Raw genomic sequence first — 25,855 nt, forward strand, 5'->3', positions numbered from 1 at the left:
TTCGATCCCTCTTGTATAACGTTAGAAACAAGGGCAGTTGGCATGACAGCACGCCTCCTGCGCCCTGTCCAGGTGCACGACAGCCACAAGCCGGACGACGGCGGGCCACAACGGAGGAGTCCAGGTGAGGGTCAGTCTCAAGGACGTAGCGGTGCGTGCCGAGGTCTCGATCAAGACCGTCTCGAACGTGGTGAACAACTTCAAGCACGTCACCCCGGCGACGCGCCAGAAGGTTCAGCAGGCGATCGACGAACTCGGCTATCAGCCCAACCTGACCGCCCGCCACCTGCGAAAAGGACGTACCGGCATCATCGCGCTCGCTGTTCCCGAGCTGGAGAACCCCTACTTCGCCGAGCTCGCCGGAGCGGTGATCGACGCCGCCGCCCGCCACGACTACACGGTGCTGCTCGACCACACCCAGGGCAGCAGGGAGCGGGAGCTCCTCGTCACCCAGGGCTTCCGCGCGCGGGTGATCGACGGGCTGATCCTCAACCCGCTGGAGCTGGAGGCCGAGGATCTGGCCGCCCGCGCCGACGACACCCCGCTGGTACTGATCGGCGAACGCAGCTACGACCTGCCCTACGACCACATCGCGATCGACAACATCTCCGCCGCCCGCGCCGTCGTACGGCATCTGCTGGACCTGGGCAGGCGGCGGATCGCCTTCCTCGGCTCGCGCGGCGACCGGCCGAGCCAACCCTCCCATCTGCGACTTCTCGGCTGGCAGGCGGAGTTGGCCGCGGCGGGGGTGACCGCCGACCAGGCGCTGATCGGCTCGGTCGAGGGCTGGAGCCGGGCGGACGGGGCGGCGGCCATGGCGGCGCTGCTGGACGCGGGGCAGCGCCCGGACGCGGTGTTCGCGTACAACGACCTGGTGGCGATAGGCGCGATGCGGGTGATGGCCGAGCGCGGACTGCGGGTGCCGGAGGACATCGCGGTGGTCGGCTTCGACGACCTCAGCGAGGGCCGTTTCGGAACGGTCTCGCTGACGACGGTCTCGCCCGACAAACAGGCCATCGCGCGTCTCGCGGTCGAGTCGGTGGTGCACCAACTGGCCGACGGGAAAGCGGAGTCGGCGACCTCCGGGACGGCGGAGACCCAGGACGCAACCACCGGGCAGCCGGGCAGGGCGGGCGCCCCGGGCAGGGTGGGCAACGGCCGGGCCGGCCGGGAGATCGATCCCGGATTCCGGCTGGTGGAGCGGGAGAGCACGCTGGGCCGGGTACGGGCGGCCACGTCCGGCTGACGCCGTCGACGGGCGCAGGGGCCGGTGGCCGCGTTCCGGGGGCGGAACGCCGGTGGCCGAGCGCCCTGGCCGCACCGTGCGTGCGCCGCCGGCGAAGGCGGCGACCCGGGCACAGCGGGGCGATCGGGGCCACCGGGGCGTACGGGGCGACGTGCGGCAGTGTGCCCAACCCCCGCCCGGGGTACGGGAGATCGTGCGCGAAGTGTTTACACGCGTCTTCCAACGATGTAAAAACCCTCTCAGAAGTCGTCCTCAGCAGACCTTCCACAGTGGGGTAGCCATGAAGCCGCACGCTCGTCGCCACACCGTCCGCACCGCAGCGGACGCCTCCGCCGCGCCCGGGGGCCGCCCCGGCGTGCCCCGGCGCTCCCGGGTGCTTCTCGCGCTGGGCCTCAGCGCGAGTCTGGTGCTGGCGGCCGGCTGCGCCAAGTCCGAAAGCGACGGCTCGGGTTCCGACTCGGCCTCCGACTCCGCGGACCAGGGCGGCCAGGTGGCGGTGGAGCCCTCCCCCGGCGCCAAGGGCTGCACCATCGACAGCTACGGCGGCGAGGAGATCGACCTCGCGAACGCCACCGTCGGCTTCTCCCAGTCCGAGAAGGAGGCCAACCCCTTCCGGATCGCCGAGACCGCCTCGATCAAGGCCGAGGCGAAGAAGCGCGGCGTCAAACTGCTGACCGCCAACGCGCAGTCGCAGTTCTCCAAGCAGATCAGCGATGTGCAGGATCTGATCGCCAAAGGCGTGGACCTGCTGGTCATCGCCCCCCTCAACAGCGACGGCTGGGGCCCGGTGCTCAAGTCCGCGGCGGCGCGCAAGATCCCCATCGTCACCGTGGACCGCCAGATCAACGCCGAGGCGTGCAAGGACTACGTCTCCTTCATCGGCTCCGACTTCGTCGCCCAGGGCGGCCACGCCGCCGACCAGATGATCAAGGCGACCGGCGGCAAGGGCGAGGTGGCGATCCTGCTCGGCAGCCCCGGAAACAACGTCACCACCGAGCGCACCAAGGGATTCAAGGACCGGATCAAGGAGAAAGCGCCCGAGCTGAAGGTGGTCTTCGAGCAGACCGGCGAGTTCGCCCGAGAGAAGGGCCAGCAGGTCACCGAGCAGCTGATCCAGTCCCGGCCGGGCGTCGACGGCGTCTACGCGGAGAACGACGAGATGGGGCTCGGCGCGGTCAACGCGCTCAAGGGCGCGGGCAAGAAGGCCGGCGACGTCAAGATCGTCACGGTCGACGGGACCAAGAACGCGGTCCAGGGCATCGTCGACAAGTGGATCTACGGCGTCGTGGAGTCCAATCCGCGCTTCGGTCCGCTCGCCTTCCAGACGCTGGAGACCTTCACCGAGGGCGACGAGGTCGGCCGGAGCATCCTCATCGAGGACACCATCTACACCCGGGACAACGCCGAGGACGGTCTGTCCCGGGCGTACTGACCCGCACCTCCGCCGCCGCTGCCGCAGGCCCGGCGACCTCCCCCGGACCCGGGGAGTCGGCCGGCCCGGCAGTGCACCGCGAACTTCCCGGGCGTGCGCCACCGCACCGGCGTGCGCCCAGGAACCGGAGGCGGCGCAGTGGGAGACAGCCGGTTGAGCACGACCGGCCGCAGACGAGACCGTACGGAAGGCGTGCCGTGACCGATCCCGCCCCCGACGCAGAACCGCGGAAGTCCGCGCAGCCGTCCGAGGCCCCGAGGCCGGGCCCGCAATCCCCCGGGACACGTCCGCGAACCCCAGAGCCGGGACCGCAGCCCTCCGAGGCGGGCACCGGTGTGCTCGCCGTGCGCGGGCTCACCAAACGCTTCCCCGGCGTACTCGCCCTGGACGACGTGGACTTCACCCTGCGGCCGGGCGAGGTGCACGCGCTCATCGGCGAGAACGGCGCCGGCAAGTCCACCCTGATCAAGGTGCTCACCGGTGTGTACCGGCCCGACGAGGGCGAGTTGCTGCACCACGGTGAGCCGGCCGCCTTCGCCACCCCGCTGGCGGCGCAGGGTGCGGGCATCTCCACGATCTACCAGGAGGTCAACCTCGTCCCCCTGATGAGCGTGGCCCGCAACCTCCACCTCGGCCGGGAACCGCTCAACCGCTTCCGGCTGATCGACTTCGCACGGATGCACCGCGAGGCCGCCGACACCCTCCGCGAGTACGGCGTCCACACCGACGTACGGCGCCCGCTGCGCGAACTGGGCGTCGGTGCCCAGCAGATGGTGGCGCTGGCGCGGGCCGTCTCGGTCAACGCCCGCGTCGTGGTGATGGACGAGCCGACCTCCTCGCTGGAACCGCGCGAGGTGGAGACGCTGTTCGGTGTCATCCGCCGGCTGCGGGCCGCGGGCGTCGCCGTGCTGTACGTGAGCCACCGGCTGGACGAGCTGTACGCCGTCTGCGACCGGGTCACGGTGTTGCGCGACGGCCGCCGGGTGCACACCGGGCCGATCGCCGAGCTGGAACGCCTGGAACTCGTCTCGCTGATGCTCGGCCGCGATATCGGCGAGGTGCGCGCCGAGGGCGCCACCAGGTTCGGGGCCGACCACAGCGCCGGTCGCGAACCGGTGCTGGACGCCGCGGGGTTGACCGTCCCGCACAAGCTGCACGAGGTCTCCCTCGCGGTACGGCCCGGCGAGGTCGTCGGACTCGGGGGGCTGCTGGGCTCCGGCCGCACCGAGACGGTCAAGGCCATCGCGGGCGCGCTGCCGCTCGCCGCCGGGCGCGTCACCGTCGCCGGCAGGCCGCTGCGCACCGGTTCGACCGCCGCGGCCATCGGAGCGGGCATCTCGCTGCTGCCCGAGGACCGCAAGTCCGAGGGGATCTGGCCCGGACTGTCGGTGCGCGAGAACATCGCGCTGGCGATCCTCCCCCGGCTCTCCCGCGCGGGCCTGGTCTCCGAATCGCGTATCGACGCCATCGTCGACACCTTCGTCCGGCGGCTGCGCATCAAGGCTTCCTCGCCGCGCCAGCCGGTCGGCGAACTCTCCGGCGGCAACCAGCAGAAGGTGCTGCTCGCCCGCTGGCTCGCCGCCGAGCCGAAGGTGCTGCTGCTCGACGAGCCCACTCGGGGAATCGACGTCGGCGCCAAGGCCGAGGTGCAGAAGCTGATCGACGAACTCGCCGAGGGCGGCCTCGGTGTCGTACTGATCTCCTCCGATCTGGAGGAGCTGATCGAGGGCTCGGACCGGGTCGTGGTGCTGCGCGACGGCGCGGTGGTGGAGGAGTTGGCGGGCGACGACGTCACCGAGGACCGGCTGATGCGCGCCATCGCCTCCGCCGCCGAGGAGGCGGCGCACACCGGGCCGCGGGCCGGGCCGGACGAACCCGGCGGCGGAACGGCCGTCCCCGCCGAATCCGGTGTGCCCGGTCGGCCCCCCGCCGGGGAACGGGACACGGGCCCGGCGCGGACCGGCTCCGCGCACGAGAAGAGGTCACGAGAGGGTGGTCGGTCTTGACGACCAGAACGGCAGAGCAGGCAACCGCCGGGCTGGGGGCGGCCGGCCCCCCGCCCGGCGCCGCGCGGCGCGCAGCGGCCACCGCCTGGCTCCAGACGTACGGCGTCTACGCGGGCGTCGCGGTGCTGCTGATCTTCAACACCGCCTTCACCGACCACTTCCTGTCGGCGGAGAACTTCCGCACCCAGGCCGTCCAGGTCGCGCCCATCCTCATCGTGGCGCTGGGCATGGCGCTGGCGATCGGCACCGAGGGCATCGACCTGTCGGTCGGCTCGGTCATGGCGCTCTCCACCTCGCTGATCGCGCTCTATCTCGGCTACGGACCGTGGCTGGCGCTGCTGGTGGCGATCGTCGGCGGTATCGCGGTCGGCGTACTGAACGGTTCGCTGGTGGCCTTCATCGGGGTGCAACCCATCGTCGCCACCCTGGCGTTGATGGTCGGCGCGAAGGGGCTCGCGCTCGTACTGCTTCCCCAGCTGCGGGACGTGCGGGACGAGGGCATGCGTTCGCTGGGCTCCGGCGACCTGCTCGGCGTCCCGTATCCGGCGCTGATCGCGCTGGCCCTGGTGCTGGTGGTCGGGTTCACGGTGCGCCGCACCACCTTCGGGCGGCAGCTGCTGGCGATCGGCGACAGCCGACCGGCCGCCGAGCTGGCGGGACTTCCGGTACGGCGGGTGCTGATCTGCGTCTACGTCTGCTCCGGTGTGCTGGCCGCCACCGCCGGCTTTCTCGCCACCGCGCGGCTGGGGGCGTCCGATCCGACCGCGCTCGGCAACCTGATGGAGCTGTCCGCCATCACCGCCGTGGTCGTCGGCGGTACGTCGCTGGCCGGTGGCCGGGTGCGGATCGCCGGGACGGTCGCCGGCGCCGTACTGATCCAGCTGCTGACCGCGACGCTGATCAAACACGATCTGCCGCCGTCCTGGACGCAGATGGCTCAGGCCGCCGTCATCGTGCTCGCGGTCTACGCGGCGCGGGAGAGGGGAAAGCGGTGAACGCGCTCAACTCGGTCTTCTCGCGCGGAAGTTCGGGCACCACGGTGGCCGATCCGACATCCGGTCGGAGCGGAGAAGGGCTGCCGGGCCCCGACCGGCCCCGGGGCGTCGACCGGCCGAAGGCGCGGCGCAACGAGCAGCTGAGCGCCTTCGCCCAGCGGCACGGTGCGCTGGTCGCGCTCGTGCTGACGGTGGCGGTCGCCTCGCTGACCTTCGAGACCTTCGCGACCGGCGCCAACCTGGAGAACGTGGCGCTCTCCTCGGCCTTCCTGGCGATCGTGGCGCTGGGCATGACGTTCGTGATCATCAGCGGCGGAATCGATCTGTCGGTCGGCTCGGTCTTCGCACTGGGCGGGGTGCTCGCGGCCTGGGGCTCCCAACACGGCTTTCTCGTCGCGCTGTTGCTGCCGCTGCTGGTGTGCGGCGGCTTCGGTCTGATCAACGGGCTGCTGATCGCCCGCACCAGGCTCGCGCCGTTCATCGTCACCCTCGCCTCGATGCTCGGCGCCCGCGGGCTGATGCTGAACATCACCGACGAGGGCAACGAGACCTACCTCGTCGCCGAGGGCTCCTTCATCGGCGAACTGGGCCGCGGCTCGCTGCTGGGCATCGCGCTCCCGATCTGGATCACCGTCGGGCTCTTCGCCGTCGGCGGACTGGCGCTGCGCCGCAGCCGCTTCGGCCAGCACGTCTACGCGGTCGGCGGCAACGAGGACGCGGCGTCCCTGATGGGCGCACCCGTCGTCCGCACCAAGATCACCGTCTATGTGCTCTCCGGGCTCCTCGCCGGGCTGGCCGGTGCACTCAACGCCGGCTGGCTGACCTCCGGCATCACCATCCTGGGCCAGGGCATGGAGTTGGAGGCGATCTCCGCCGTCGTCATCGGGGGCACCCTGCTGACCGGCGGACTCGGCTTCGTCAGCGGCTCGTTGGTGGGCGTGCTGCTGCTGAAGGTCATCCAGAACATCATCAACCAGATCGGTTCGCTGGAAGCCGCCTACCAACAGGTCGTCAGCGGTGTCTTCCTGATCGTGGTGGTCGTCGTACAGACCTGGCTCGCCCGGCGCAGACGCGTCATGTAGCCCCGCCCGCCCCGGAACCGGACCCGGGCGGGCGGGGCGGGCGCGGGGCGGCGGACGGCCCGGGGCGCCGGCGTACGACCGTCCGACCCGGGGCGGCGCGGGCGAGGGCGGCACGGGGAGGCGTACGTTGCGGCCCGCTCCGCCGGTCCCGTGCCGTACCACCGCCGAGGGCGGCGGGCGCCCGTACGCGGCCGGGGAGGCTACTGGGCGGCTGCCTCGGGGCAGGGCTCGACCCCGGGCTCGGGGGTGCCGCCGGTGGACTTCCACAGGGTCCGCGAGAGCGCCTGGGCCCAACTGCCGTCCCGGTGCGTGCGCTTGATGGCGTGCGTGAGGAACTCGCACATCGCGGAGTCGCCGCGCCGATAGCCCACGCCGTAGTTCTCCTCGGAGAACGGCTCGCCCACGACCTCCAGCTCGTCCGGCCGGTCGGCGGCGTAGCCGAGCAGGATCGCGCCGTCGGTGGTGACCGCGTCGACCTTCTTCTCCAGCAGCTGGTTCACACACTGCCCGTACGTGTTCGCCGGGCTCGACTCCGCCCCGTACTTCTTCTCCAGCGCCGCGAGAGAGGTGCTGCCGCTGGCGGCGCAGATGCTCTTGTCGGCGATGTCCTTGGGCCCGTTGATGTCGCCCTCGCCCTTGCGCACCAGCAGCTGCTGCCCGGTCGCGTAGTAGGGGCCCGCCATGCCGACCTGCTTCAGCCGGTCCTCGGTGATCGAGTACGAGGCGACGATCAGGTCGACCCGGCCCTCCCTCAACATCGACTCGCGGTCCTTGGACTGCGCCTCGACCCAGGTGATCTCGCTCGGCGCGATCCCCAGCCGGCCCGCGAGGATCTTGGCGATCTCCACGTCGAACCCCTCGGGCGCCTTGTCCTCGGACTCGCGGAAGCCCACGTTCGGCTGGTCGTACTTGACCCCGATGCGGACCGTGCCCTTGTCCTTCAGCTCGGCCATCGTCGAACCGGCCGGGAAGCTGGCGTCGGTGTCGACCTGGATCGACTTGTCCTTGGAATCCGAGTCGTCACCGCAGCCCGCCGCCAGCAGGGCGAGAAGGGCCCCGACCACGGCTATCCGGGTACGCACTGCCATTGCCAGCTCCAGGTGATCCACTCAGGGGTGCGGCCCAGCCATCACCCGGGTCGCCGAACTTTATCCGGATACCTCCGCCGCTCGTCCACCCCTCGTGGTGCGGTACACACGTCTCGGCACTCATTCGTGAGCGCGCCGTGATCTCCCCGTCCCCGAGGAGTGTCCGGCCAGTCATCCGGATCTGCCCACAGGTCCCTCCCCCATCAGGAGTTGGATCATGCCTCGCCCACGGGGGTCGGAACGCGCGCGAAACGCAGCCGCACCCCGCGGGAATCGCGAGGATCCGTACGCGGACCACGACGGAACGCTGGTCGGCGCGGGTCGGACAGGCGGGTCGGGCGCGGGCCGGCGCGCACACGCGTCCGCCGCCATCACCGCGTGACGGTGATGACGGCGGACGATTGCCGGGCGCTCGGCGGCACCCGCCCGTTCAGCGGGCGAGGAAGAAGGCGTAGCCGAGGAAGAAACCCGCGAACATCAGCGTGATCAGTACGATCGCGAACAGCGGCCCCTTCGTCCAGCCGCGCCGGCGCCGCTCCCACGGGCCCGCCCCCGAGGAGGTACTGGCCTCCCCCGGCGGGGTCTCACCCGGCGGTACGCCGCCGCCGGGCTCCAGACCCGTCGAGCTACGAGGGTCCGGGTCCGGGTTCTGCGCCGGCATCCCCACCACCTGCTCCCGGGCTCAATGCCCCGTCGCCTTGCGGAGCTCGTCCTTGCTCATGGAGGACCGGCCCTGGACGTTCTGCCGTTGGGCGTCCGCGTACAGCTGGTCCTTGGTCGGGCCCTGCGGGCCGCTGTGCGAGTGCTCGCCACCGCGCTCGTAGGCGGACTTGGGGTCCCGCGTCGAAGTGCGGGAGGCCCGTCGTGACTCGCCGGAGCGGGCGCGCTGCTTGTTGACGGTACGAGCGGCGATCTCCTCGGCGCGCCCCTCGGAGGTGCCGCGCTTCTCGGCGCCCTCCTTGATGTGCTCGTACTGCCGTTCACGCTTCCTGTTGGAGCCTGCGGGCATGGTGTCCTCCTGTCGCGGCTCGTTCCATGGCGGTGGTGCGGTGCGGCCGGGCGGGCCGCGGTGGTGCGGTGCGGCCCGTGTACGCGGGGCGGCGACCGTAACCCCGGGGGCCACGGTCGTGCGTCCGCCTTCCGCGTGTCACGTCCCCCGTGTCACGGAGTGTGGGGGCGTCCCCTGCCGTGACGGGGCCCGCCCATGCCTCGCTTTCCGCCGCCCTTGCCTTGGCCCCGGATCTCGCCACCGAGGTCGTCGCCCCTGCGGGGGTCCTGGGTGTGGCGGGCGTCGGTCTGCGGGGTCGCTCCCGAACGGCGCGTCGTGTGGTCGTCGTGACGGGACTGCCGGCCGCGGCGCATCAGCCACGACAGCAGGCCGATCACGAGTGCCAGCACGACCAGACCGGCGATCAGCCATGCCCAGTTCCCCGCCGACCAGCCGCCGTCGTCGTCCGCGAGGACGGCGAGAACTGTCGGGTCGGTGTGCAGATTCATCATCGAAGCCACTTTCCTCTCCGGTTTGGTCCGGTTTGGGCCCGAGGGAAGCCGAGTGCCCCGGTCCGGTGAGGTCTAACGGAGGAGGTGGAGGAGTCTGCGCTCGGCAGCGGGCCTCCGTGGACAACCGACGGAACCGGGCTCCCGTCCGCGCCGCCGGTGCGGCGCCCGGGCTCCCGGGTACCCGCGCGCTCCCGTACCGGGCCCGTGCCGCTCGGGGGCCGGGCCCGTGCCGCTCGGGCGAGCGGCCCCACGGCGCCGCGGACCACCCGTGAGGCCGTCGGCCCGCCCGCGGGAACCGGAAACCGTCCGCGAAGGAGCGAGAGAGATGAGCAGCGCCACCACCACCCGCGAGGAGACCGCACGCGCACTGTTGCGAACCCACGGGCAGACGTACGCGGCCGAGGCCGGGATCCGGCTGCGCGACACCCCCAAACCCCTCTACCAGCTGCTCGTCCTCACGTGTCTGCTCAGCGCCCCGATCAGGGCCGGAGTCGCGGTCGACGCGGCCCGCGCGCTGTACGACGCCGGTATGAGCACACCGCACCGGATGCGGGAGGCGACCTGGCAGCAGCGGGTCGACGCGTTGGGCCGGGGCCACTACCGCCGCTACGACGAAAGCACCGCCACCACCCTCGGCAACGGCGCCGAGTTCGTCGGGGAACGCTGCGGCGGTGATCTGCGCCGTCTGCGCGAGGAGGCCGACGGCGACCCCGGCCGAATGCGGCGCCTGCTCCGGGAGGCACCCGGTCTCGGACCGACCGGCGCCGACATCTTCCTGCGCGAGGTGCAGGGAGTCTGGCCCGAGTTCAGACCGCATCTGGACACCAAGGCGACGCAGGGCGCCGAACGGCTGGGCCTGCCGACCGAGCCCGCCCGGCTGGCGAAGCTGGTCGGCGGCGAGGAGCTGGCGCGGTTCGCCGCGGCGTTGGTACGGGCCGCCCTGGACAGGTCCGTGGCGGGCTCCGTCGAGGACGCCCGCACCGCCTCCGGCAGCGGGCACGGCGGTTCCTGAGCACGGGCCGCGAACCTGCGGGCGCACGGCGGGCCCGCAGGCGCCGGACCCCGGGGTCGGCCGCGGGCGGGCAGGGCCGGGCCCGCGGGCGACGGCGGCGTCAGGCCCGGCCGGGCCGCTCACGTACGACGTCCCGCGCCTTCTTGTCCTGCCGCAGGCCCAGGAACCTGGGGTGGCGGAGCAGGCCGTCGCGCGTCCACTCGGTGAAGCCGATCTCGGCGACGAGCACGGGCTCGACCCAGTGGGCGCCGCGTTCGCGCAGCGGTGTCGCGAACGGGGAGGTGGGCCGTGCGATGCGGTCGAGTCCGTCGCGGAGCAGCCGCAGGGTGGTGTGGTCGAAGCCGGTGCCGACCCGGCCCGCGTAACGCAGTTCGCCCTGTTCGTAGTAGCCGAGCAGCAGTGCGCCGAAGCCCGCGCGGGAGCCGGAGGGCTCGGTGAAGCCGCCCACCACCAGCTCCTGGCCGACCGCGCACTTGAGCTTCAACCACGCCGGTGAACGGCGGTGCTGGTAGCGGGAGTCGGCGCGTTTGGCGACCAGGCCCTCCCAGCCCCGGGCGCACGCCTCGTCGAGCAGTTCCTGCCCGCCCTCGTTGCGGTGCGGGGTGAAGCGAATCGGATCGTCGAAGTCGAGCGCCCGGCGCAGCAGGGACTTGCGGGTTCGCAGCGGGAGGCGGGTGAGGTCCACGCCGTCCAGGCGCAGCAGGTCGAAGACGTGGTAGGTGATCTCCACGCCGGTGGCCCGGGCCCTTCGGGCGTCGGTGAGCTGCATCCGGCGCTGGAGCAGCGCGAAGTCCGTGCGTCCGGTGTCGTCGTGGGCGACGATCTCCCCGTCCAGGGTGAACCCGTCGGCGTGCTGCCCGGCGAGTGCCTCGGCGACCTCCGGGTAGCTCCGGTCCACCGGACGGGCGGTGCGGGAGAACAGCCGCACCTCGCCGTCGTCACGGGTGGCCAGGGTGCGTACGCCGTCCAGCTTTCGTTCGAAGAGCCACTCGGGACCGAAGGTACGCCGCTCGCTGGGGGTGGCGAGCATCGGCCGGGAGGCGGAGGCCGACGGGCCGGACGCGGGCGCGAGCAGCGCCGCCTCCTCGGGCCCGAGCGTGGCCAGCAGACTGTCGCGAGGCGCCTTTTCCCTTACGGAGGGCGGGAGTTGGGCCGCTCGGCGGCCCGCGACGCCACCGCCGGCTGCACGGCGCGCGACGGCCCGGCGGGGGGACGGTGTCTCAGCCATCGCCGTGCTCCCCGTCGCCGTCCCGCGCCACGTCGCCGTCCCGCGTCACTTGGCGCAGGGTGCGTCCGGTGCGTACCGAGCGGGCGCGCTGTGGGTCAGGGGCGTCGCCGCCGTCGGCGCGGGCGTCCTTCTTCTTGACCAGCAGCCACGCATCGCGTTCACCGGAGTCGTGGCCGCCGCGGAAGCGGGTGAGCGCGTAGGCGCCGTGGAGCTTGGCTCCGTGCAGGACGAAGGTGGCGTGCCCGTGGTCGAGCGCCTCGGGGAACGTACGGCCCCGGTCGTCGGTGCTGCCCGGCAGCGGTTCATAGGTGCCCTCGTCCCAGACGATGACGGGCCCGGCGCCGTACTCGCCCGCGGCGATCACGCCCTCGAAGTGGCGGTACTCCATGGGGTGGTCCTCGGTCGGCATGGCCAGCCTCTTCTCCCGCACGTCGGCGGACGGGCCCCGCGGCACCGCCCACGACCGCAGCACGCCCTCGACCTCCAGTCGGAAGTCGAAGTGCATCCGGCGGGCGTCGTGGATCTGCACCACGAACACGGGCCGGTCGCCGCCGGCCGGCGCCCGGCCGCGCGGTTCGCGGGTGCGGCCGAAGCGGCGCTTGGCCCGGTAGGTCGAGAGCCGGTCGTCGTCCACCTCTGGCGCCTTTCTGTCGTGGCCGGAGGTGCGGGGGTACGAGCGGGGCGCGGGCGAGCGGGGGCCGGGCGCCCGGGCCCGGTGGTCAGGAGGCTTTCGCCCGGGAGCGGCCGTCGTCCTCGGCGAGCGCGGCGAGCAGCTGGTCACGGGTCATCCGCGAGCGGCCCCGTACGCCCGCTTCGGTGGCACGTTCGTAGAGCTGGTCCTTGGTGAGTTCTTCGAGCGCGGCGTCCGTGCCGCCGCCGCGCTCCTGCTTCGCGGCGGACCCCGACCGTTTCGCGGAACGTCGTCCGCGACGCGAGCCCTTCTTCCCACCGCGCCCCTCGGCGTCGTCCACGCTGGCCCGCAGCGCGTCCATCAGGTCGACCACATTGGTCGACTCCGGCGCCTTCTCGGCCTTCGCCACCGTCTCGCCGCGCTTCTTGGCGTCGACCAACCGCTGTACGGACTCCTGGAACGTGTCCTCGTACTCCTCCGGGTCCCAGTCGACGGTGAGCGTCTCCACCAGCTGGAGCGCGGTGCGCAGTTCGCCCTTGCCGGGCTCGGTGCGGCCGGGCAGCTCCGGCACCTCGCGGCCGGGGTCGCGGACCTCGTCGGCCCAGTGGAGGGTGTGCAGGGCGAGGATGCCCTCCTCCGCCTTCACCGCGACGAGGTACTCCTTGCCGCGCATGACGAAGGTGGCGATACCGGCCCGGTGGGACTCGGCGAGCGCGTCGCGGAGCAGGGCGTACACCTTCTGGTGCTCCTCGCCCTGCGGTCCGAGGTAGTAGGTGCGGTCGAAGTAGATCGGCTCGACCTCGTCGAGGTCCACGAAACCGCTGATCTCCAGCGCCTTGGAGCGGCCAGGGGCGATGTCGTCCAGCTCCTCGGGTTCCACGACGACGTACTGGTCGTCGCCGACGTCCAGCCCCTTGACGATGTCGTCGGGCCGGACGTCCTCGCCGGTGCGCTCGTTCACCCGGCGGTTGCGGACCCGGTCGCCGGTGCCGCGCTCCAGCTGGTGGAAGCGGATCGTGTGGCTCCGGGTCGCTGCGTAGAGCTTGACGGGGAGGCTGACCAGGCCGAAGGACAGCGCTCCCGTCCAGATCGGGCGGGCCATGGCACACCCCGTTCCTCGGAAGGGTGGCGGGCGGCGGCGTCGCACGGGGACGCACACCGCCCCTCTCCGGGAACCGTACGCGCGTGCGAGGAGCGCTGCGACCGCTGCCTCCGGGTGCCGCCTCGGGAGACGGCCCCGGAAGGTGTGCTCACTCGGTGTCCAGGGCGCGCACCAGCCGGCGGGTGTCGGCGAGGAGCGGGCCGAGGATCTCCATCGCCCCGACGTCCGGTACCGCGGTGAGGTCGACACGGGTGGCGAGCCGGTCCAGCCCGGTGCGCGCGCGGTACACCCCGTCCGACAGCTCGTGCTGCACCTCGCTCTCGGCCCCGGTCACATAGTGGCCGTACGCCTCGATGGCCCTGGCCGCCTCGCGCAGGCAGCGGGCGCAGTCGTGGGCCAGCCAGTCGGGGATCGCGGGTTCGCTGCCGGAGCGCTCGGCGCTCGCCTCCACGATCCGCGTCAACCCGCGTGTGGTGTCGGCGAGTTGGTCCACCGTGTGCACGACGTCGTGGGTGGTGTAGTCCGACGGCAGCAGCGAGGAGGTGCTGCGCCTGCGGACGTTGAGCCGCAGGCTCTCCCGGTCCCACGCCAGCGCGGCCCTGACCGCCTCCACCCGGGCGGGCAGTTGGTCGGCCTCTCTGCGGCGCGAACGCGCCAGCTCCTCGTCGACCCCCTCGACGAGCGCGTCCGCCAGCTCGTCGAGCGTACGGGCGACGGTGTCGGTGGCGTCCCTGACCGCGGCGCGCGCGTCACGCAGGTAACGCGGGGGCCGGACCAGCGCGTTGACCGCGATGCCGACCAGCGCACCGATCACGGCAGCACCCACCCGCTCGGCGCTGATCTGGAGCGTGACCGGGCTGCCGACCAGCGCGAAAAGGGTCGACGTCGCCACGGTGATGCCCTGCGCTCCGAACTGCCGCAGATTCCCCAGCAGCAGCGCCGCCGGCAGCACCAGCAGCAGCGCGGCGACCTGACTTCCCAACACGAGCGCGGTGCCGGTCGCCAGCACCGTACCGATCACGATCGCCACCGTCTGCCGCAACCCCTGCGACAGCGACTGGTAGACGGTCGACTGAACGAGGACCACGGCGACCCAGGGGCCCATCAGGCTCAGACTGTCGGTGAACAGCCACCCGGCGAGCACCCAGGCGATCAGTGCGGCCAAGGCGCTCTTGAGCGACTGCGCCGCCAGATCGCGTTCGCGGCCGGGCCGGCGTACCGCTCGTACCGCCGCGGCCCTGGCAAGGCCCAGGTCCTGGCGCACGGCGTACCACGCCGTGCGCACCGCGCCGGGCGCGGATGCGCTGCGCTCGTGACCGCGCGCCTGACGCCTGCGCGGACCGGGGTGGTGCTGCTCGTCGTTGCGCGGCTTGTCCTTGCGCTGCTTGTCCTTGCGCGGCTTGTCGTTGCGCGGCTCGTCGTTGCGCGGCTCGTCGTTGCTTTGCTCGTGCCGGCGCGGCTCGTGGTCGCCCGGGCCGTCCGAAGTGCCGACCGACGGCATCTGACCTCCTGTTTCCCGCCTGGTTTCCCGTACGCCTCGCGGATCGCGACGATAACGGGGACGCTGTTCGGAGAACGAATTCCGGTTCCGGGCCGTGCCCGGTGCGGGAACCCGCCGCAGGCGATACGTATCCGATTCCGGTTCGACGCAGCGGTAGGCACGGGGGACGGGCGCCCGAGACAGGGGCCCGCAGCGGGTTCCCGCCGGGCGCACCCGGCAACGCGAACCATGTGGGCCGGCCTTCCCGAACCGGGCGGCCACCGGCCCGCACCGGGACCGCAACCCTCGGAGCACCCGAGCGAGAGGAGCGCCAGTCGCCACAGCCCGCGAAGTCGCACGTTCCGCGGGACAACCGACACGGCGCCGCCCGACCGACCTCGGCCACCCTTGGTGAGTGATCAACTGTGAACGCACAGCGCACCCGGCAGACCACGCGCAGGCCACACCCCGACCGGCCCGACACCGAGGCCGACCTCGACCTGCTGGCCGTCCTCCCCCAGGGAGCGGAACGCGCCCGCGCCGAGGACCGCGTCATCCGCGCATGGCTGCCGATGGCCAAACGGCTCGCCCGCCGCTACCGCGAACGCGGTGAGGACCTCGAAGACCTCGAACAGGTCGCCTCGCTCGGCCTCATCAAGGCCGTCCAGCGCTTCGACCCCGGCCTCGGCCACGCCTTCGAGAGCTACGCCGTGCCCGTCATCACCGGCGAGATCAAACGCCACTTCCGCGACCACGCCTGGGATCTCCATGTACCGCGCCGCGTCCAGGAGTTGCGCAACGCCGTGCGCACGGCCGTCCGGCAGCTGGAGGCCGATCCGCAGTCCGGCGCACCGACGCCCGAGCGGATCGCCCACCACCTCGGCATCGAGCAGTCCGAGGTGGAACGCGGACTGGAGGCGATGGAGAGCTTCCGCTCGCTCTCCCTGGACGCCGGCTCCGATGCGGAACACACCGACCGCCGTCCACTCGCCGACACCCTCAGCACCACCGAGCCCGGCTACGAACTGGTCGTCGAACGCGAGGCGGTGACCCCCGCGCTGCGCCGACTCTCCGAGCGCGAGCGGCACATCCTCTATCTGCGCTTCTACCGCGAGATGGCACAGAGCCACATCGCGCGCGAACTCGGCGTCTCCCAGATGCACATCTCCCGCATCCTGCGCAGCATCTGCACCCGGGTGCGCCGCGACGCCGGACTCCCCGAACCCGGCCGGGCCCCCGAATCCGTCACCGCGCCCGCGACTGCCCGACCCCGGCCCACCCCGGTGCCGCGCGCGGCGCAGCCCGCGGCGGCCGGGGCGGTGGCGGAGCCGCTCGCGGCGGGTCCGGCGTCGGTCGCCACTGCCGCCGGTGGCGGTCGACGGACCGGCGCGCGGGTCGGCGGGCGGACCGGTGCGCGGGTCGGCGGGCGGGAGCCCGCTCGTCGCCCGTACGCGGGCAGCGCCGACGCTCGCGGGGCCGTCGACTCGCCCCGGGGGAAGGCGAGTTCACTCCCCGCCCGTTGCCCGCCACTCCCTCAGGCAAGCACCGCCGGGGCCGGCGCCCGAACCGGAGTCCGTACGCAGCGCGGCAGCCAACTCCCGCCGCCCGTAGGCCTGAAGCCGAGGCCACGTGGCCAACCCGGTTACGCGGCCGACGAGTTCCGGTGCCGTGCGCCACGGGCCGCGCAGGCGGTCGGCGGACCGCGCCCGACCGGACACGGCACAGCGGGGAAGGGCGGCGCAGGCCGAACGCCCGGACCAGCGGGAGGCGGCACGGCTGCCACAGGACCGGAGCCCGGCGGCTTCCCAGCGGACTCGGCGCAACGGTTGCGACCGCCACCGGTCGCGCTCCAGCCGTACCGACTCCGCCGCCGTACGAACGTCGGGCCCGGCGCCGACAGCAGACCGGTCGCGGTGCGCGAGGCCGCGGCGCTGGTCCTCAGCCGACGCATCGGTGCGTGTCTCCGTGCGCACGGGCGCACCCGGCCGCCCGTTTCCACGCCCGACAGCCTGCCGCGCGGCGCCGGACCGCCCGAGGCCCGGCCACCGGGACGGCGCGCGACGCGACGCGTCCGGCAGACCCGTACGGTTCCGCGGCGCACCGCGGCGCCCTGACCCGGCGTACGGTCCGCTCGTCCGCCCCGCCGGCGGGAGACGTACGCCCCGACGGACCCGGACAGGCGGCCGACAGACGCGCCGGACAAGGGGCGCTCGACGGGCCGGTAAGGCCGGTCGGTGGCAGTACGGCCGCACGCAGGTGGACGCATCGGCCGTCCGAACGGACCGGCGGCGGGACGCCCCCGGGGGGAGAGCCCGCGGCGCTGCCTGCGCGGGAGCGCGTGCCGCGCCGGCCGCACCGCCGCCGATTCACCCGACCACGACGCCCGTTCAACGGGAGGAGAGCGATGTCCGACGACAACGCACCGAACGACCCGACCACCCTGCACCCCCGCCCGCCGTTCCCGGACCAGTCCGAGCAGTACCCCGGGCACACCGGGAACCTCTCGCCGCGCCCCGACCACGGCGAGCACAGCTACCGCGGCAGTGACCGGCTGCTCGACCGCAGAGCCCTGGTCACCGGCGGGGACTCCGGTATCGGCCGGGCCGTCGCGCTCGCCTTCGCCCGCGAGGGCGCCGACGTGGCACTGACCTGCCTGCCCGAGGAGGAGGAAGAGGGGCAGGAGGCAGCCGAGTTGGTGCGCGCGGCCGGTCGCACCGCGCTCGTGCTCACCGCGGATCTCAGGGAGGAGAAGGTCTGCCGCGAGGTGGTGGACCGCACCGTCGAGAAGCTGGGCGGACTCGACCTGCTGGTGAACAACGCCGCGTACCAGATGGCACAGCCGGGCGGGCTGGAGGACATCACCACCGAGCAGTTCGACAGGGTGCTGAAGACCAATCTCTACGCGCTGTTCTGGATGTCGAAGTTCGCGCTGCCGCATCTGCCCGGGGGCGGCTCGATCATCAACACCGCTTCCGTGCAGGGCTACAAGCCGAGCCCGCCCCTGCTGGACTACGCCACCACCAAGGGCGGGATCGTCACCTTCACCCAGGGCCTGGCCGCGGCGGTCGCCGAGCGCGGAATCCGGGTCAACGCGGTGGCGCCGGGCCCGGTGTGGACGCCGCTGATCCCGGCGACGCTGCCGGACACGGAGGAGTTCGGGGCCTCGACCCCGCTGGGCCGCGCGGCCCAACCTGCAGAGATGGCACCGGCGTACGTCTTCCTCGCCTCCTCGGAGGCGAGCTACGTCACCGCCGAGATCGTCAACGCCACCGGCGGCACTCCGCTGCCCTGACGGCCGCTGCCGCCGACGCGCCGCCCTCCCCGTACGCCGAGGCACTTCGGACTGGCGCACTTCGGTCGCTCTCCGCTCGAAGTCGCGGCGGTGTACGGGGAGTTGACGCTCCCCGTACGGGTGACAGGGGCGTCCAGAGCTCGTCCCCGCAGAGCACGCGGCCGCAGAATCGGCGCATGATCGAATCGGTTTCCGCCGCGAGGGCCTTCGTGTCCCCGGCGACCACAGGAGCCTTCCGGTGGTGGGACGCCCGGCGACAGCGCAGCCGCGTGGTCCTCACCGCGCCGCGCCTCATCCCCCACCACACCTGCCCGGACGGGCCGCACGCCACGCTCGGCACCAGCACCGTCGGGAACTGGTCGAACGCCCCGCTCTTCGACGTCCGTCTGCGCCTGGAGGCCCGCCTCGACGAGCGCCGCCTCGCCAAAGGCTGCTTCAACGAGAAGTACCTCCGGCACCCGCTGGGTCCCGGCGAGACCTCGGTGGATGACTGGGGAGAGCGACGCGCCGGGCACGCCTCCTGCTGCGCCCCGCCCCTGCTGATGCCGAACGACGAGGGCGTCTTCGAGTTCTCGATGTCTCTTGAGTGGGCGGATCACCCGTCCGGGCCCCGCTGGCGGCTGGGACCGGACGGGGCTGTCCGTCGCGCGCCCGGGCACGAGTGGCGACGGCGCGCGGGCCGGAGCCTCGCGGGCCCGCTCACCCGGTGGTGGCGCCGTCGCCGACCGGCTTCCCGGGACGCTCCGAGCACTGCCTGAGCCGACCGCCTGGCGCGCCCCTCCCCGAGCCGACCACCGCTACCGCTGACCGCCGCAGCCTCGCAGGCGCGTGCTACGCGCCGGGGCCCATCCGGTCGCCCCGGCCGGGCTGGTCGGGGGTGCCGTGCGGGGGCGCGTGGCGCGGCGGTGCCTGAGTGGAGGGCGTCACCGGCGAACCGGCGCGGCGTCGTTCGGGGCTGTCGCTGGGCGGGCCCTCGCCGCCGGGGCTCGGCTTGGCGCCGTGCGCCAGTTGCGACTGGCGTTCCTCCAGCAGGCGCAGCACCGCCGGACGGGCCGCATGCGTCTTCTCGTGGTGCTCGAGGGTGCGCAGCTGCTTCGCGTCCATGCTGCGGATGCGGTGCTCCATGCTGCCCAGCGGCTGCTGGTCCCACGCACCCAGCGACATCCGTTCGGAGTCGTTCATCTCCCTGCTCCCTTCGTGCCCGCGCCGCCCGGCGGCCCGCCGGCCCTCCCCCGGCCGCGTCTGCGCAGGCCGTGGAGGACGAGACGGACCAGCGTGCGGATCAGCCGTCCCACTGTCGCTCCAGCGTGGTGACGACATCCTGGGCATCGGTGTAGCGCTGTCCCGCGGGCAGCTCCCGCACCCGGGCGAGCAGCCGCTCGGGGGCATCCGCCCTCTCCAGCCGGTCCACCAACTCGGGCCGCCCGGCGGGAAATCCGTCGGGCGACAGGTGCCGGGCGAGTTCGAGCCGGAGATCCGTACCGGGGTCGGTGGAGATCTGGTCGGAACCGGCGCCGTGCACGGGGTCCTCGGCGAGTACGGGGTCGTCGTCGGCCGGGGGCTCGGCGTCGAGCCCCTCGTCGGCGCGGGTCGGATGGCCCGAGCGCATACGCCCCTCCACCTCCTGCTTGAGCTCGTCGTCGCGGAGGGCGCTGTGTTTGTCACTCTGTCGCTGCACGGGTTGCTCCCTGGGTCGGCGCCCCGGCGGGGCGCGGCGGCCGTCCGGCCCGTACGAGCCGATCCGCGAGGGTCCTCGGTCGCGGCGGATCGACTCGTACGGCCGGTCCGGGGACCGGGTTGACCTTCCGGACCTCGACGAAACCGGTACGGACGTACCGGGCCCCCACCGCGCGGCCCGACGGGCGGCGGCGGTGGCCGGGACCGGCGGTAACCTGCCCGGGTGACCGACCACACCGAGCAAGCCGAGCACACCGGGGCTCCGGTGCGGCGCCCCTCGAACCCGGGGCCGAAGGCCGCGGCCCGCAACCGGGCCGCGCTGGTCGCCGCCGCCAGGGAGGTATTCGGGGAGCACGGCCTCCAGGCGCCGCTGTCGGCCATCGCACGCCGGGCCGGGGTGGGCCAGGGCGGTAGCCGATGCTGCGCAGCCGCACTGCTCCCCGCGCACACGCGGGGATGACCCCGGATGGCCCGAGGGGCCCCTCCTTGAGGCGCTCTGCTCCCCGCGCACGCGGGGGTGTCGGTCAGGCGGTGCGGCCTTCGACCAGGACGTAGTCCTCGGGCAGTGGGGTGCCGGTGAGGTGGGCGTCGAGGATCTCCCGTACGCCGTCCGCGATGCGGCGCTGAGCCTGGCGCGTCATGCCGGAGTAGTGGATCGTCATGGCGTTGCGCGGCATGGTGCGCCAGGGGTGGTCGGGCGGCGCGGGCTGCGGGTACCAGGTGTCGCCCGCGTACCCGGCGATACGCCCCCGCTCCAGGGCTTCCACGAGCGCGTCGCGGTCCACGATGGCGCCGCGCGCGGTGTTCACCAGGTGGCTGCCGGGCTTCATCGCGGCCAGGCGCTCGGCGTCGAACAGGGCGTGGCTGCCCGAACTCAGCGGCAGCGCAAGGCAGATGCCGTCGCAGCGGGCGACGAGGTCGTCGAGCCGGGCGTAGCGCGCTCCGAGGGTGGCCTCCTCGGCCGCGGTGCGTCGGTGCCTCGCGTGGTAGAGGAGCGTGACGTCGAACGGAGCGCGCCGCAGCGCCGTACGTGCGCCGATCGCGCCGAGGCCGACCAGCCCGACGGTCTTGCCCTCCAGGTCCTCCGCCTCGCAGGAGGCCGCGGCGACGTCCCACTGTCCGTCGGCGACCTGGCGGTGGGCGGGCAGGAAGCCGCGTACCAGGGCGAGGATCGCCATCAGGTTGTGCTCGGCGACGCTGACCACGTTGCTTCCGGTGACCTCGGTGACGGTGATGCCGTGGCGGCGCGCCACCTCCTCGTCGATGTGGTCCGAGCCGATACCGGCGGTGATGACGAGCCGCAGCCGCCGGGCACCGCGCACCCGCTCCTCGTCGAGGTGGAGCGGCCAGAACGGGGTGGTGATCAGCACTTCCGCGTCGGCCAGTTCACGGTCCAGCTCCTCGCCCGTGTCCGAGATGCCGACGACGGTGTGTCCGCGCTCCTCCAGGAAGGGCCTCAGGCCGAGTCGGATACGTTGCCGGCGGTGGCGGGCACGTCCTCGCAGCCCGCGCGTTCGCTGTCCGGGAAGAGCACCGCGACGACGTTCACCCCGGTACGCCCCGAACTCCCGTACCCGTCGGTCCTGTTCAGGGCCGGAACACCACCTTCATCGCGCCGTCTTCCTTGCGCTGGAACATCTCGTACGCCCGGGCGGCCTCGTCGAGCGGCAGATGGTGCGTGGCGAAGTCGTCGACGCCCAGCGGGTCGTCGTCGGTGAGCAGCGGCAGGATGTCGGGGGCCCAGTGCTTCACGTTGGCCTGGCCCATGCGCAGTCGGATCTGCTTGTCGAAGAGGGTGAGCATCGGCACCGGGTCGACGGTGCCGCCGTACACCCCGCTGAGCGAGATCGTGCCGCCCCTGCGCACCATGTCGATGGCGGCCTCGAAGGCGGCCAGCCGGTCGACGCTCGCCTTCTGCGCCACCTTCTCCGCCGCCTTGCCGGGCAGTACCGCGGCGGCGTTCTGGGCCAGGCGCGCCGCGCTGTTGCCGTGAGCCTCCATGCCGACCGCGTCGACCACGCTGTCGGCTCCGCGCCCTTCGGTCAACTCCCGTACCGCGTCGCCCAGTTCGCCCTTCCCCTCGTGCTGCCGCAGATCGAGGGTGTGGACGCCGCGGGAGCGGGCGCGAGCGAGTCGTTCGGGGACCAGGTCGATGCCGATGACCTGCGAGACCCCGTGGTGGAGCGCGATCCGGCAGGCCATCTCGCCGATCGGCCCGAGCCCGAGCACGGCCAGCGTGCCGCCGTCGGGCACCTCCGCGTACTCCACCGCCTGCCACGCCGTCGGCAGCACGTCGGAGAGGAAGAGGTAGCGGTCGTCCGGCAGGCCGGACGGGACCTTGATCGGCCCGTACTGGGCCTGCGGCACCCGCAGGTACTCCGCCTGCGCTCCCGGTACCGCGCCGTAGAGCTTGGTGTAGCCGAACAGCGCGGCGCCGGAACCCTGATCACGCACCTGAGTCGTCTCGCACTGCGTCTGGAGCCCGCGCTCGCACATGAAGCAGTGCCCGCAGGAGATCTGGAAGGGCACCACCACCCGGTCGCCCGGCGCCAGCCCGGTGACCTGCGATCCGGTCTCCTCCACCACTCCCATCGGCTCGTGCCCGAGGACGTCGCCGGGCGTCATGAACGGGGCCAGGACCTCGTACAGATGCAGGTCGGACCCGCACAGTCCGCTGGAGGTGACCCGGATGACCGCGTCGGTGGGCTTCTCGATCGAGGGGTCGGGGACGTTCTCGACCCGTACGTCGTGCCGGCCGTTCCACACCGCTGCCTTCATGATCGTGCACCTCCGTGGCTGGTTCCGTGTTGTCGGCGACGCCCGGTTTCTGCCGGCGCCCGCGCTCCCACCGTCCGCCCCCGGTGTCGGTTTCCGCGCCGCTGGCACGGCTGCCGCGAACGACGTACGGGCAGCCGGGTTCCTCGACCGGCCGGGGGCTACACATCTCCGCGGCGCATGTTCCTTCCGCCTCCGGCGCCCCACCTCCCCGCGCGCCCCCGGCCGTCCGCGTGTGTTTGGGAGGTGCGCGTACGGGCCACCCGGCGGGCGTCGAGCGGGTCGGTACGGTCACGTCGACACGCGGCGGGAAGCCGCCCTGCCCGGTGCCGGCCCGGGAACGCGGCGAAGCGAAGGAGCCCCCATGGCGGCAAGGCGTCCGCGCATCGTGATCGTCGGCGCCGGTTTCGCCGGCTACCAGTGCGCCCGAACCCTGCTGCGCCGCACCCGCGGCGCGGTCGAGGTCGTGATGATCAACCCCAACGACTACTTCCTCTACCTGCCGCTGCTCCCCGACGTCGCCGGCGGCGGCCTGGAGCCACGACGCGTCACCGTCTCGCTGCCGGCGACCCTGCCGGGCGTGCAGCTGGTGCTGGGCGAGGCGGACGGGATCGATCCCGCGCAACGCACCGTCAGCTACACCGATCCCGAGGGCACCCGGGGACGGATCGGCTACGACCGGCTGGTGCTCACCGTCGGCAGCGTCAACAAGCTGCTCCCGATCCCCGGTATCGCCGAGCACGCACTCGGCTTCCGCGGCATCGCCGAGGCGCTCTACCTGCGCGACCACCTCACGCGCCAGGCCGAGATGGCCGCCACCGCGGTCTCCCCGGTCGAGCGCCAGGCACGTACCACCGCGGTGGTCGTCGGCGCCGGCTACACCGGCACCGAGGTCACGGCCCAGGGCGTACGGCTGACCGACGCGCTGCACCGCCAGAACACCGCGCTGGGCGCCGGCCCCAAACCGCGCTGGATCCTGGTCGACATCGCCGACCGCATCCTCCCCGAACTCGACGAGCGGCTCTCCACCGAGGCGGACCGGGTGCTGCGCGAACGCGGTGTGGAGGTGCGCACCGGCGTCTCCGTGAAGGAGGCCGGCCCCCAGGGCGTACGTCTGAGCGACGGCACCCATGTGCCCAGCCGCACGCTGGTGTGGTGCGTGGGCGTACGACCGGACCCGTTCGTCGCCTCCCTCGGACTGCCGACCGAGAAGGGACGACTGTGCGTCGACCCCCTGCTGCGGGTCCCGCAGCAGCCGGAGATCTACTCCTGCGGCGACACGGCTGCGGTCCCGGACGCGACCAACCCCGGCAGCCACACCGCGATGACCGCCCAACACGCCCACCGGCAGGGCAAGTTGGCCGCCCACAACGTACTGGCCTCACTCGGCCGCGGCCGACCCGAGCGCTACAGCCACCACGATCTGGGCTTCATGGTCGACCTCGGCGGCAGGGACGCGGCGGCCAACCCGCTGCACGTACCGCTCTCCGGCCTGCCGGCCGCCGCCGTGACCCGCGCGTACCACCTGTTCTCACAGCCCGGCAACCGTGCCCGCGTCTCGGCCGACTGGCTGCTGGACGCCGTACTGCCGCGCCACGCGGTGCAGTTGGGCCTGATACCCGCCGGGGCCGTCCCGCTGGAGACCGACTCCCCCACCACCCCACCACCCGCCCGGACCCGCACAATCCGCCGCGAATGAACCCCGTCGCGCACCGACGGGCGCGACGCCCCGGCGGGCATACGAGCTTGCGGGCGAGCTGGGCCTGCCGGTGAGCGGGGCTTGCGGAAGTTCGACGAGCGGGGCGTACGGGCTTGCGGACGTACGGGCGAGCGGGGCGTACCGCCTTGCGGCCGTTCGACGAGGAAGCGCAGCAACGGGCCGTTGCGCCTGCGCCGCGACCCCGGGTACGAGGTCCACGCGGACGAGCGGCACCGGGGCCCGGCGACCTGTACAGCGCCCAAGGGGGCGGACGAGCGGCGCTATCCGCTGGAGACGAAGAACATCAGCGCCACCATAAACGCCGCGAGAGCCCCGAGCGTGGCACCGATGAGCGAGTGACCGAAGTTCGTCGCCCGCCCCCGCTCGCTGCGGACGATCCCGACCACACCCAGGACGACGGCGAGGAACGCCGCCGGAAGGGCCACCAGATCACCGACGATCGGGACGATCGAACAGACCACGGCGACAACCCCCGCGACCAGCGAGACCTCCCCCGCCGTGTTCTTCGGGGCCGGACGGGAAACGAGATCCTCTGCCGGCATCCCTTCCCTCCCACCTCTGTCCGCCCGCTCCGGTCGAGCGGAATTCGAAACCACACTCATCAACCACGTTCGGGGCCGCCGAAGCGTTCCCGACGAGGAACGGAGCCTGCCGCTCAACGGCGGGGACGACGCCGACGCAACGACACACTCCGTTGCGCCCGCTGCCCGGGCCACACCCGTGCCCAGCACTGCTCCTCAGCCCGATCATCACCTCACCCGCCGGACCGGACAAGCGGTGCGCCGATCCCGTACCCCGCCGACGCCCCGCACACCGGCCGAGGCGCGGCAGCCGGCCGCCGCCAGCCGGTCCGAACCGCTTCGGGACAGGTCAGACAGGTCGGTGCACCGCAGGACAGGCGGCCCGTTCAGGACAGGGGGCAGGCGGGTCGTTCCGGACAGGGGCAGACGGGTCGGTTCACCGCAGGCTCTCAGGGCAGGCCGTCGAGCCGACCGTCCCCGTCTCTCGCCCGCCTACCCGTGTCCGCCGGCCCCTCCGGACTCGTTCGCCTCCCCGGACTCGTTCGGGCGTACGGGCGGTCCGTCGGGCTGTTCCCCGTCGTCCTGGACATGGACGGCGGCCTCCTCGGCGCCCGCGGCTCCCGCGTCGATGCCCACATCGGTCGCCAACAGGTCCTTCTCGCGGTCCTGGTGCAACCCGCCGTCCGGCGCGACCAGGCGGCCCGCGCGTTCGCCGCCCGCCTCCGGGTCGACGGGCTCGCCCTCGCCGCCGGGCAGGTCCCCGACCCGGTCCGCCGCGTCCAACTCCTCGTTCAGCCCGTCCGTCACGTCCGGGACCTCCTCGGCCAGCCGGCTGTCCAGCGACTCGCCCTCCTGCTGCTCCACGGCGGTTGTGCCCGGCTTGTCCACGCCGAACGGCTTCTCCGGCGGCGAGTACCCCTCGTCGAGCAGGTCGTCGTAGTCGGGCTCGTCCACCGCGTCCTGGAGGTCCAACGGAGCGGCGTCCTCCTGCTCCTCGTTGCCCCCGGTGGGCTGATAGACCTCGTCACCCATGTTCTCGCTGGTCACAGGCTCCTCCGTCCCTCGCAC

The 25,855-nt window shown here is 72.9% G+C and carries 24 protein-coding genes and 1 pseudogene; 11 read left to right on the forward strand and 14 right to left on the reverse strand.

Going from position 1 to position 25,855, the window contains the following annotated elements; all coding sequences use genetic code 11:
* Window positions 1–124: 124 nt before the first annotated feature.
* The 5 genes from JGS22_RS01880 to JGS22_RS01900 all read left to right on the forward strand — a co-directional run bounded on the left by JGS22_RS01880 (window position 125) and on the right by JGS22_RS01900 (window position 6,761).
* Complete coding sequence (locus tag JGS22_RS01880) at window positions 125–1,246, forward strand: LacI family DNA-binding transcriptional regulator (protein WP_211040156.1); 1,122 nt, start codon at window positions 125–127, stop codon at window positions 1,244–1,246.
* Between the two features lie 280 nt (window positions 1,247–1,526).
* On the forward strand, window positions 1,527–2,678 hold the full coding sequence (locus tag JGS22_RS01885) for an ABC transporter substrate-binding protein (protein WP_211040157.1): 1,152 nt from the start codon (window positions 1,527–1,529) through the stop codon (window positions 2,676–2,678).
* A 335-nt stretch (window positions 2,679–3,013) separates the two neighbouring features.
* Window positions 3,014–4,684: a sugar ABC transporter ATP-binding protein gene (locus tag JGS22_RS01890; RefSeq protein WP_211040158.1), complete on the forward strand. Its 1,671-nt coding sequence runs from the start codon at window positions 3,014–3,016 to the stop codon at window positions 4,682–4,684.
* A gap of 32 nt (window positions 4,685–4,716) precedes the next feature.
* Complete coding sequence (locus JGS22_RS01895) at window positions 4,717–5,679, forward strand: ABC transporter permease (RefSeq protein WP_211040170.1); 963 nt, start codon at window positions 4,717–4,719, stop codon at window positions 5,677–5,679.
* Between the two features lie 80 nt (window positions 5,680–5,759).
* The gene (locus JGS22_RS01900) at window positions 5,760–6,761 is read left to right on the forward strand and encodes an ABC transporter permease (protein ID WP_211040171.1); all 1,002 of its coding nucleotides are present in this window, start codon (window positions 5,760–5,762) and stop codon (window positions 6,759–6,761) included.
* Window positions 6,762–6,961: 200 nt separating this feature from the next.
* On the opposite strand, the gene JGS22_RS01905 is transcribed toward JGS22_RS01900, so the two are convergent.
* The 4 genes from JGS22_RS01905 to JGS22_RS01920 form a co-directional block, all read right to left on the reverse strand.
* Window positions 6,962–7,849, reverse strand: coding sequence for a glutamate ABC transporter substrate-binding protein (locus tag JGS22_RS01905; protein WP_211040159.1), 888 nt, complete (start codon window positions 7,847–7,849; stop codon window positions 6,962–6,964).
* A gap of 430 nt (window positions 7,850–8,279) precedes the next feature.
* Complete coding sequence (locus JGS22_RS01910) at window positions 8,280–8,510, reverse strand: DUF6480 family protein (RefSeq protein WP_211040160.1); 231 nt, start codon at window positions 8,508–8,510, stop codon at window positions 8,280–8,282.
* A 21-nt stretch (window positions 8,511–8,531) separates the two neighbouring features.
* On the reverse strand, window positions 8,532–8,858 hold the full coding sequence (locus JGS22_RS01915) for a plasmid stabilization protein (RefSeq protein ID WP_211040161.1): 327 nt from the start codon (window positions 8,856–8,858) through the stop codon (window positions 8,532–8,534).
* Between the two features lie 152 nt (window positions 8,859–9,010).
* The gene (locus JGS22_RS01920) at window positions 9,011–9,358 is read right to left on the reverse strand and encodes a hypothetical protein (protein WP_211040162.1); all 348 of its coding nucleotides are present in this window, start codon (window positions 9,356–9,358) and stop codon (window positions 9,011–9,013) included.
* A 316-nt stretch (window positions 9,359–9,674) separates the two neighbouring features.
* Here JGS22_RS01920 and JGS22_RS01925 point away from each other — a divergent pair, with 316 nt between their 5' ends.
* Window positions 9,675–10,361: an endonuclease gene (locus JGS22_RS01925; RefSeq protein WP_211040163.1), complete on the forward strand. Its 687-nt coding sequence runs from the start codon at window positions 9,675–9,677 to the stop codon at window positions 10,359–10,361.
* A gap of 100 nt (window positions 10,362–10,461) precedes the next feature.
* On the opposite strand, the gene ligD is transcribed toward JGS22_RS01925, so the two are convergent.
* The 4 genes from ligD to JGS22_RS01945 form a co-directional block, all read right to left on the reverse strand.
* Window positions 10,462–11,589: a non-homologous end-joining DNA ligase gene (ligD, locus tag JGS22_RS01930; protein WP_216814806.1), complete on the reverse strand. Its 1,128-nt coding sequence runs from the start codon at window positions 11,587–11,589 to the stop codon at window positions 10,462–10,464.
* The gene (locus JGS22_RS01935) at window positions 11,582–12,223 is read right to left on the reverse strand and encodes a DNA polymerase ligase N-terminal domain-containing protein (RefSeq protein WP_211040164.1); all 642 of its coding nucleotides are present in this window, start codon (window positions 12,221–12,223) and stop codon (window positions 11,582–11,584) included. The genes ligD and JGS22_RS01935 overlap by 8 nt, the downstream gene beginning before the upstream one ends.
* Window positions 12,224–12,308: 85 nt before the next feature.
* A complete protein-coding gene (gene ku, locus JGS22_RS01940) occupies window positions 12,309–13,322 on the reverse strand; it encodes a non-homologous end joining protein Ku (protein ID WP_211040165.1) in 1,014 nt (337 codons plus the stop codon).
* Between the two features lie 148 nt (window positions 13,323–13,470).
* Window positions 13,471–14,823, reverse strand: a complete 1,353-nt coding sequence (locus tag JGS22_RS01945; protein WP_211040166.1) for an FUSC family protein — start codon at window positions 14,821–14,823, stop codon at window positions 13,471–13,473.
* Between the two features lie 404 nt (window positions 14,824–15,227).
* Here JGS22_RS01945 and JGS22_RS26915 point away from each other — a divergent pair, with 404 nt between their 5' ends.
* The 3 genes from JGS22_RS26915 to JGS22_RS01960 all read left to right on the forward strand — a co-directional run bounded on the left by JGS22_RS26915 (window position 15,228) and on the right by JGS22_RS01960 (window position 18,852).
* Window positions 15,228–16,916, forward strand: coding sequence for a SigB/SigF/SigG family RNA polymerase sigma factor (locus JGS22_RS26915; RefSeq protein WP_216814807.1), 1,689 nt, complete (start codon window positions 15,228–15,230; stop codon window positions 16,914–16,916).
* 290 nt (window positions 16,917–17,206) lie between these two features.
* Window positions 17,207–18,094, forward strand: coding sequence for an SDR family oxidoreductase (locus JGS22_RS01955; protein WP_211041649.1), 888 nt, complete (start codon window positions 17,207–17,209; stop codon window positions 18,092–18,094).
* A gap of 176 nt (window positions 18,095–18,270) precedes the next feature.
* Window positions 18,271–18,852, forward strand: a complete 582-nt coding sequence (locus tag JGS22_RS01960; RefSeq protein WP_211041648.1) for a hypothetical protein — start codon at window positions 18,271–18,273, stop codon at window positions 18,850–18,852.
* A gap of 73 nt (window positions 18,853–18,925) precedes the next feature.
* On the opposite strand, the gene JGS22_RS01965 is transcribed toward JGS22_RS01960, so the two are convergent.
* Window positions 18,926–19,276 carry a DUF8129 domain-containing protein gene (locus JGS22_RS01965; protein WP_211041647.1) on the reverse strand — a complete coding sequence of 117 codons (351 nt, stop codon included), beginning with the start codon at window positions 19,274–19,276 and terminating at the stop codon, window positions 18,926–18,928.
* Between the two features lie 100 nt (window positions 19,277–19,376).
* Complete coding sequence (locus JGS22_RS01970) at window positions 19,377–19,772, reverse strand: DUF2795 domain-containing protein (RefSeq protein WP_211041646.1); 396 nt, start codon at window positions 19,770–19,772, stop codon at window positions 19,377–19,379.
* Between the two features lie 264 nt (window positions 19,773–20,036).
* On the opposite strand from JGS22_RS01970, the pseudogene JGS22_RS01975 reads away from it, so the two are divergent.
* Window positions 20,037–20,180: pseudogene (locus JGS22_RS01975) on the forward strand (TetR family transcriptional regulator); the annotation flags it as partial.
* A gap of 115 nt (window positions 20,181–20,295) precedes the next feature.
* Here JGS22_RS01975 and JGS22_RS01980 read toward each other — a convergent pair.
* Together JGS22_RS01980 and JGS22_RS01985 are read right to left on the reverse strand one after the other, a co-directional pair.
* The gene (locus tag JGS22_RS01980) at window positions 20,296–21,243 is read right to left on the reverse strand and encodes an NAD-dependent formate dehydrogenase (RefSeq protein WP_308405785.1); all 948 of its coding nucleotides are present in this window, start codon (window positions 21,241–21,243) and stop codon (window positions 20,296–20,298) included.
* Between the two features lie 115 nt (window positions 21,244–21,358).
* On the reverse strand, window positions 21,359–22,549 hold the full coding sequence (locus JGS22_RS01985; RefSeq protein WP_211041645.1) for a zinc-dependent alcohol dehydrogenase: 1,191 nt from the start codon (window positions 22,547–22,549) through the stop codon (window positions 21,359–21,361).
* Between the two features lie 361 nt (window positions 22,550–22,910).
* Between JGS22_RS01985 and JGS22_RS01990 the strand changes: the two genes are divergently transcribed.
* A complete protein-coding gene (locus tag JGS22_RS01990) occupies window positions 22,911–24,245 on the forward strand; it encodes an NAD(P)/FAD-dependent oxidoreductase (protein WP_211041644.1) in 1,335 nt (444 codons plus the stop codon).
* 281 nt (window positions 24,246–24,526) lie between these two features.
* Here JGS22_RS01990 and JGS22_RS01995 read toward each other — a convergent pair whose 3' ends face one another.
* Window positions 24,527–24,808 (reverse strand): hypothetical protein, encoded by a 282-nt coding sequence (locus JGS22_RS01995; RefSeq protein ID WP_211041643.1) that lies wholly within the window; start codon window positions 24,806–24,808, stop codon window positions 24,527–24,529.
* Between the two features lie 471 nt (window positions 24,809–25,279).
* A complete protein-coding gene (locus JGS22_RS02000) occupies window positions 25,280–25,834 on the reverse strand; it encodes a DUF5709 domain-containing protein (protein WP_308405470.1) in 555 nt (184 codons plus the stop codon).
* Between the last annotated feature and the right edge of the window lie 21 nt (window positions 25,835–25,855).

Source organism: Streptomyces tardus, assembly GCF_018101125.2.
Lineage (GTDB): Bacteria > Actinomycetota > Actinomycetes > Streptomycetales > Streptomycetaceae > Streptomyces > Streptomyces tardus.